We start from the raw sequence: 2,984 nt of genomic DNA, 5'->3' as shown, positions 1-2,984 counted from the left end.
TAAACGACGAGACAGGAGCTCCAGCTTCGGGCTGTCGAGGGTACAGCCTTCCCAGCTTGCCAGAATGAACATGTCGCTCTCAAAATGCTTCCGATACCACTCAAACGTGGCGGTTTCCTGATAGGTGTCAGGGAGCCACGACTTCACATCATTCTTGTTGCTCAGAAGCGCACGGTCGGCTCCCACCCACATGAAGGGGATCAGAAAGCACACGCAGCAAAGAATAACCAGGTTGTACCGTGCGAAAAAACCACCACGTGGGATGGCGGGAGAAAGGTGTGTCGACCCTCGATTCTCTTTCATCTGCACATCCATGGAATTATCCACAAACGACGCGGGTTGCATTCCTGCTTAGAAGTCGCATGGCAGGCGTCTCACGGCTGGGCAGGGGACGCTTACACAGAGAAACGCTGCCGGTTCGCTGATGGCTTTGGGCATTCCGTGTGACGTTGACTGTTCACGTAGTTCACGGTGTGGACAAGACTCGACATTATTAAACGGCCACCTGAAAATTGTTTCGGCGAAAGGTCACAACAAAGGACGGTAGTCACGCGGCAGGTGGAATTCTCACTATGAATGGAGGGTCAAGCATAACCGGCTTCAGCGTTCCATCCCTCACACTCAGGCAAAAACAGTTTGTTTCTCCGACAATTCGAATGCTTAGCTTGTAGTTTAGGAAGCGGTCTTTCGCAGGCCGTGCAATAAACAAATGTTTTATTGTACGCTCTGCCACCAATACGGAGCAACCAGCAGAGCGGCTGACTCTTGGGCACTTTTTCCCTACCAATGGGAACGCGAACATTTTTGCGGGTTTTTCTGGGAGCGAGATTCGACCCAAGGAGCGCGCTTGTCTGCTCCACTTTCGGAGGCGCGCGTGTCACGTTCGCTTTGCGAGGCGAGACCATGCGCCGCCTTGCGGGGGCCATAACCAGAGTGCTCCCCGAAGACACGTTTGGAGGGGCCTGCTCGCTGGGTCCACAATCTCACGTGCGGATCATCCATCTGACCGACCGGGCTCCAACGGCTCGGTTCAATTCGTGGTTCAACGGTAGGGACAGTTCACGAATCGCACCATCATTACGATGGGTCTTTGTTCCATCTGCGGAACAAAATAATTGGATTAGTCAGGTGGTGCTATGCCAGTCTGTAAGGGGGAAACTGGGCGGGAGCCATTCCAAGTCTTAAACATGCTTCCTCTGTTTGCCCATTCGGGGGGATTGCAGGGGGTTGCAATTCGGCTGTTTGTGAATTGACGATCCCCGCGGGGGTATATAATAAAAGAGAGCCATGGGGGCGAACTGGACTCGACCGGACAGGTTGAGGTACCAGTGGCGTGCCGTGGTTGATCGGTGGCCCACGTTAAAAGCCGATCAAACAATAAGTGCCAACCACAGCTTGGCTCTGGCTGCCTAATCGCAAACGGCAGTCCCGACTGAGGGCTCTTGTCGGAGGGGCCTGAAAGTCGGCCGACCTCATCCGACTCGTCCCGGGTCATGCCGAGTACGCCCGGGATCAGAACCTGTCCTCGGCTGGTCGCTGGAGATCCTGTCGGCCGGAAGCTCTGGCGGCGAGATGACAAAGACCGACTACGCACGTAGAAGCTGGTGCCGAAATGTCACGGGACGCGGGTTCGATTCCCGCCGCCTCCATCAAGTTATGTTGTAGCAATAAGTTGCGACGTGGCCGGGTTGCAGGTCTTCGGTTTCCGGAATCCTGCTGACACGCTCTTCTCGACTGTGCCATCTGCCGTCGGTGCCTGCTCTGTCACGATTGTGCAACCGGTGTGCCGCACGTTGTGCCATCATCTTTTGAGGGGCGGACGGCCGCTGATAAGTGGATGACCGTATCCCCTGCGGGCGGGGGTCATAGAGAGTTCTCCCGAAAAGGTGGCGGTCTCAGGAGCCCCCTCTGCGTTGGATCTACTGGGCGTCACAGATGAGGCTTACGAGGGGGCTGGAAACGCCAATTGCCGCAAGACGGGGGAGACAATCAAATCACCCATTCCATACGCCGAGGCCGGGCCTTGAAAACAACCGCCATTCGTCTCCTGTCGGGCTTTCCGACTCGACATACGCCCCGAGGCAGCCCTTCTTTTTCCCTGCGGGAGCCACCTCTCCGGCATATTAGGAAACTCTGCCGGAGGTCAGTGAACAGCGCCTTCCGTTGGACTTTTTGTCGGCATCGGGCTTTCGCTGCCATCGTCGAGTAACCCGATACCACCCGTCGCCTCCAGGAGGTCCGCGTAAGTCTGGGTCAGGGCCCAGGTTATGTCCAGTTCTTGATCCTGTGTTTCCAAGAACCGGCGGCGAACAGCCAAAACGGTGAGTAGATCTGTCTGGCCAGCATTATAAAGAGCATTTAGAAATTATCCGAAAACTGATGTTTCGGCAAAACGGGGGTTCGGGGTAGAAACCAGCTCGGGCATCGTGGTTTTTTCAGGAAAAGACCCGAGGATGGCGAAGCGACGAAGAAAGCAAACACGGGAGCGAAAGCCGTTGGGCGTGATTTGGGAAATCCCGGACGCCCTGTGGGAGCGAAGCAAACTGATCTTGGAAGTGTTCTGGCCGCGAAAAAGGCACCAGGCGCAGCGTGATCTGCGACGGGGAGGGCGGTGCCTTCGGGGGTAACGAATGACGGGGCCAACGTGCACGACACGAGGCTGCTGCAAGCCATTATCGAAGCCATCGTGGTCGTACGGCCTGAGCCGACGGAAAAGCAGCCGCAGAACCTCTGCCTGGACGTAGGCTACGACAATCCGACAGGCCGAGCGGCAGCCAGAAAGCACAACTACGTGCCTCACATCCGACCGATCCGGGAGGAAAAGCCTGTACGCCGCGGCAAGGGGAAGCACAAGCCGCGCCGCTGGGTGGTCGAGCGACTGATGCCATGGCTTTCCAAGTGCCGCGCGATCCTGGTCCGCTACGACAAGCATTCATTCAACTATCTGGGTATCATCCAATTGGCTTGTGCCCTGTTCTGGTTCA

General features: G+C 56.5%; 2 protein-coding genes and 1 other RNA gene. 2 read left to right on the top strand and 1 reads right to left on the bottom strand.

What is annotated here, in order from left to right; translation table 11 throughout:
* Nucleotides 1–303: hypothetical protein (locus H5U08_RS14390; RefSeq protein WP_297034499.1), on the bottom strand; the 303-nt coding region annotated here is incomplete at its 3' end.
* A gap of 986 nt (nucleotides 304–1,289) precedes the next feature.
* Here H5U08_RS14390 and ssrA point away from each other — a divergent pair.
* Nucleotides 1,290–1,652, top strand: a transfer-messenger RNA (tmRNA) gene (ssrA, locus tag H5U08_RS14385).
* Nucleotides 1,653–2,644: 992 nt separating this feature from the next.
* Nucleotides 2,645–2,984 (top strand): transposase (locus H5U08_RS14380; RefSeq protein WP_366494634.1); only part of this gene is annotated, 340 nt, incomplete at its 3' end.

Source organism: Thermogutta sp. (assembly GCF_014359955.1).
GTDB lineage: Bacteria > Planctomycetota > Planctomycetia > Pirellulales > Thermoguttaceae > Thermogutta.
The sequence above is the reverse complement of the archived record's forward strand: the minus strand, read 5'-3'. Positions and strand labels throughout refer to the sequence as shown.